Here is a 4147-nt window from a genome sequence, read left to right on the forward strand (position 1 = left end):
GATACCATCGTGGCGACCTGCGCCGGTTCTGGTTCGGTCAAGGTCATCGCTGCGGCTTGCAATGCGGCAGCGGTTGCTGGCGATCCTGTTGCCTATGCGCAGGGCTACTTTATGGGCGGCGGCGATAACGAGATCACGGGTAACGATCCAGAACAGGGCATCGTGACCTTCAAGCAAGAATTGCCGACGGTCAAAGACGAAGAGCCGGTATAAGGTCTAGGTCATGTCGGATTGGGAGATATACACGCATCGCGGAACGGAAGTTTTCGTTTCCAGCGATGGCGTGACATTCTCGCGGCTCGTCGGTTATTCCGGCGGGCTGACATTCGGCATGACCGAAAGCCTTGGACAGCTTGACGGCTTTGACGATGGCATAACGCGCGGCATCAAAGAAAGCAGCGCGGGCGCGGAAAGCAGCATTGCGGTTCGCCGCGTGGTCGGAGATGCAGGGGCGGCAATCGTCAAGACCCTTTGCCCGATTGATAATGAAGGACACGGCTCCATGCGGGCCGTGTATTCAGATGGCCGGACGCTGACAGCGGAAGGCATATTTCATAGCAGGAACGAAAACCCCGTCGATGGCGGGTCGGTGCAGGGCTTCACCTTTTCGTTTTCTCAGCAAGAGCCTACGCAAGAGGATTAACATGGATTTTGGCGACTTCGAGATTGAAGAAGCAAAAGCTGGCCATTGGGTGCATTTGGAAGTGGCGGGCAAGCCGCTTTTCTGGGATGGCAAAGCGGTAACTGTAGACGAAACCGACAAGCCTTGCCGCGTTGAATTGCGCCCCGCTGACAGCAACGAGGTATATGAAGCGTTCCGCAAATACCAGATCGCGGAAAGCGCGCAAAATCGCCGTGTTGAACGTGCCAAGGATAAAGAGATCGACGCCTTGGAGGCGCGCCATGCCGAAAAGCTGGAAGGCTTGCTGGATGATCTAATCGTTGTGGCAATCAGCAAATGGGAAAACGTGTATGTTGCGGGTGACGACAAATGCACGCCTGACAACATTCGCAAGATGATTGATCGCAAGGCATCGAGCGCCAAGCGTCAAGTTCGTATGCAGCTATTTAGCGCCATTGCGGAGAAGCGGGCAAATTTGGACGACGCCGCGCAGGTCTAATCACCTACGCGGCACAAGTCGCATGGCTGAACGTCACGCCTGAAAAGCACAAGGAGGCGCGCTATGAGGTTTTCGGGTGGGAAGTGCCAAGCCTTGCGCCGGATGAAACGCTGCACGAAGTCTGGCATGCCCTGGGCGAAGCGCGCGACGGCAAGCCTTTAGAATGGCAAGAGTTGCAAGCCTATGCTAATATGACGGGCAAGACGCTAACGGCGGAAGAATGGGAAACGGTTTACGACATGTCGCGCGCATATTGCTCTGAAATGCAGAACCGTTCGCCCTTTGCTGTAAGCCCCATGGAAAAGGCTCAGGCGGATGAGTGATTTTGCAACCCTTGGCATGGGGATTGACAGCAGCGGGCTTGTGCGCGGTCGCGATGAGTTGGGGCGGCTTACTGATGCGGGTGGGCGCGCAGAAGATCGGCTAACCCGCAACGCTGGCACCATATCCCGTGTGTGGGCAAGGCTTGGCGGTGTTCTTGCGGGCGCGTTTAGTATTCGTGAAGTGTCTCGCGCGGCTGACCGATACACGCAGATGACAAACCTTTTGCGGTCCATGGGCGCAAGCGCGGAAGGTGCGGCGCGTGAATTGCAGGGCATTGCCGATGTGGCCAAGCGGACCCGTGCGCCGCTTGACGCTATGGCCAGCCTATACCAACGCATTAGCATTGCCTCGGATGAATTAGGCGCATCGCAAAAAGACGCGCTGCGCTTTACGGAAAATATCGGTCTAGCCTTGGCACAACAAGGCGGGTCGGCGGCGGCGGCATCGGGTGCGCTTTTGCAGTTGTCGCAGGCAATGGGGGCTGGAACCGTCCGGGCAGAGGAGTTTAACTCCATTCTTGAAGGGGCTTTCCCTATTGCCCAAGCGGCGGCGCGCGGGATTGATGCTGCGGGCGGTTCGGTCGCAAGGCTGCGTCAGTTGGTAGTCGATGGCAAGGTTTCGTCCGATGAATTTTTCCGGGCTATTTTGTCACAAACAGATCAGCTTGAGGCCGCTTTCGCCAATACCGTTCCAACAATCGCGCAAGCGTTTGGGCAGTTGTCCGATAGCTTCACAATGTTTATCGGTCAGGCCGATAGCGCAACGGGCGTTTCTGCCCTATTGGCGCAGTCCATTATTGCGATTGCAGACAACTTGCAGCTTATTGTTGTTGTCGGGGCTACTGCCGCCACGTTCTTTGGTGTCAGGCTTGTCGGAGCGTTTATAGCGTCACAGGCGGCGGCGGTTTCGCTTACAGGCGCTCTTGTGGCGTTGCGCACAGCGCTTATCCGAATTGGCATCGGCGCGCTAATTGTCGGAGCGGGTTATTTAATAGATCGGTTTTTGACGCTAATCACGGCCACTGGGTCGCTTGGAACTGCGCTGGGCTTGGTTGGCGACGTGTTCAAGGAAGTATTCGACCGTATGCGCCTCAGCATTCCGCTTATAGGTGACATTATGGCTGGCCTTGGAATGCAGATCGAAGGCGCGTTTATGTCTGCGTTTGGCGTGGTCGATCAGGCTTGGCGCACCCTTGCCAACGGGATTATTGAGGGCATAAACAGCATTGCCAGCAGTCTAAACTCGGTATTCAAAACAAACTTTGGCATGGCGGAACTAATTCCAGACAGCACACTTGGGGCAGAGGGCGATAACCGTTCTGCGTTAGGTGCTGAGTTGGTTGGAAGCGCAAGCGGAGAGTTGGGACGCTTTCTTGGCAGTGAATTAGAAAGCGTTAACGCGCTCAAAGCGGCTATTGATGAAGCTAATGCGGCGCTGACCGGTGGCGGCGAAGGCGAAGGCGCAGCACCCACACCAGCAGGCACTGCAATGGGCGCTATGGGCGAAGCTGGCGGCGGCGGCGCAGGTGGGGGCGGTCTATTAGGCGGCATGCAGCGCCTTAACGAGTTGTTAGGCCAATTCCAAGAACAAGACCCTCGCGCGGCAATCGAAGCGTGGCACGCCGAGGCTATGGCGGCGCTTAATGACGCGAACCTGATCGAGCGCGGCATGATGGAAGAGCACAACGCCTATAAGCTGGCCATTGAAAAAGCATATTCAGACCAGCTTGTTGCATTGAAAATGCAAGAGGCCGAAATGGTGCGAAATGCGGCGTCCGGCATGTATGGTGCATTGGGCAGCTTGATGCAGCAATTCGCTGGCAAAAGTAAAGCCGCTGCGATTGCCGCTATAGCAATCCAAAAAGGGCTTTCGATTGCGCAGATTATAGCCAATACAGCGGCGGCGCAAATGCGGGCGCTTGCGGAGTTGGGGCCTATTGCCGGACCACCTGTTGCTGCAAAAATTGGGGTTATGGGAAAAGTGCAAGCTGCCCTTGTTGCGGCGACAGGACTTGCTCAGGCTATGGGTTCCCGCCCCGGCGCATCCGGCGGAGCTGCGTCCACACCGGCCGCAAGCCAATCCACCGAACGGGTGCAAAACACAACAACGCAACAGATCAGGTTCGAGGTTGTGGGCGAGGGCGCTGGCGCTGATGCAGCGTTTCGGACGTTGCAGCTTGTGCAGCAGGCGATTGACAACGGCGGGCGGATTGATGGGCTTGTCGCGGAAAGGGTCGGCGTATGAGCGTGATTATCGAAAGCGGTTTCGGCGGCGGCACGTTTGGCCTAGATCACCCGCGCCTATGCTGGCGGCGGTTGGCTGGCACGATCACGGCATCGACCGAGGCGGATGGGTTCAGCGCGGCCTTTGCTTATGCAGAGGAAGTGGTCAACGCTTGGAAGCCTACGGCGGTTCCTGCGGATTGGACGCTGACCTTTGCCACAGATCAGGCGGTGTCGTATGTCGGCATCGGCGCGCATACACTTGGCACCGTGGGCGCAACGGTCAAGGTGCAGGTGTCGGACGGCCTGGGCGGCTGGGATGACATATCCGGGTCGGAAACAAGCCCCACGGATGACGCGGCGCTGTTGTTCTTGTTTGCGACCAAGACCGTTGGCGCGGTGCGGATTGTGGTCACGGGCGCGGCGGCTGAGATCGGCTATATCCTTGTCGGGCAAGCAACAGTGTTTCCTCAACTCGCG

6 protein-coding genes are annotated in these 4147 nt (G+C 57.3%); all 6 read left to right on the plus strand.

Annotation, left to right across the window (positions count from 1 at the left end; translation table 11 throughout):
* Positions 1–213, plus strand: a 213-nt coding sequence (locus tag VGP75_RS14715) for a hypothetical protein (protein WP_327544383.1), incomplete at its 5' end; no start/stop codon positions are given.
* Positions 214–223: 10 nt separating this feature from the next.
* Positions 224–643 carry a hypothetical protein gene (locus tag VGP75_RS14720; RefSeq protein WP_327544384.1) on the plus strand — a complete coding sequence of 140 codons (420 nt, stop codon included), beginning with the start codon at positions 224–226 and terminating at the stop codon, positions 641–643.
* A gap of 1 nt (position 644) precedes the next feature.
* On the plus strand, positions 645–1121 hold the full coding sequence (locus tag VGP75_RS14725) for a hypothetical protein (protein ID WP_327544385.1): 477 nt from the start codon (positions 645–647) through the stop codon (positions 1119–1121).
* Positions 1122–1204: 83 nt separating this feature from the next.
* Positions 1205–1444 carry a hypothetical protein gene (locus tag VGP75_RS14730; protein WP_327544386.1) on the plus strand — a complete coding sequence of 80 codons (240 nt, stop codon included), beginning with the start codon at positions 1205–1207 and terminating at the stop codon, positions 1442–1444.
* Positions 1437–3689, plus strand: coding sequence for a tape measure protein (locus tag VGP75_RS14735; protein ID WP_327544387.1), 2253 nt, complete (start codon positions 1437–1439; stop codon positions 3687–3689). Before VGP75_RS14730 ends, VGP75_RS14735 begins: the two co-directional genes overlap by 8 nt.
* Positions 3686–4147: hypothetical protein (locus VGP75_RS14740; protein ID WP_327544388.1), on the plus strand; the 462-nt coding region annotated here is incomplete at its 3' end. The genes VGP75_RS14735 and VGP75_RS14740, both read left to right, overlap by 4 nt.

This window comes from Yoonia sp., from assembly GCF_036007805.1.
In the GTDB taxonomy this organism is placed as follows: domain Bacteria; phylum Pseudomonadota; class Alphaproteobacteria; order Rhodobacterales; family Rhodobacteraceae; genus Yoonia.

Excerpts from the sequence above, each read along its gene's own strand:
- VGP75_RS14720 (WP_327544384.1), top strand. The coding sequence starts at position 224 with ATGTCGGATTGGGAGATATACACGCATCGCGGAACGGAAGTTTTCGTT.
- VGP75_RS14725 (WP_327544385.1), top strand. The coding sequence starts at position 645 with ATGGATTTTGGCGACTTCGAGATTGAAGAAGCAAAAGCTGGCCATTGG.
- VGP75_RS14735 (WP_327544387.1), top strand. The coding sequence starts at position 1,437 with ATGAGTGATTTTGCAACCCTTGGCATGGGGATTGACAGCAGCGGGCTT.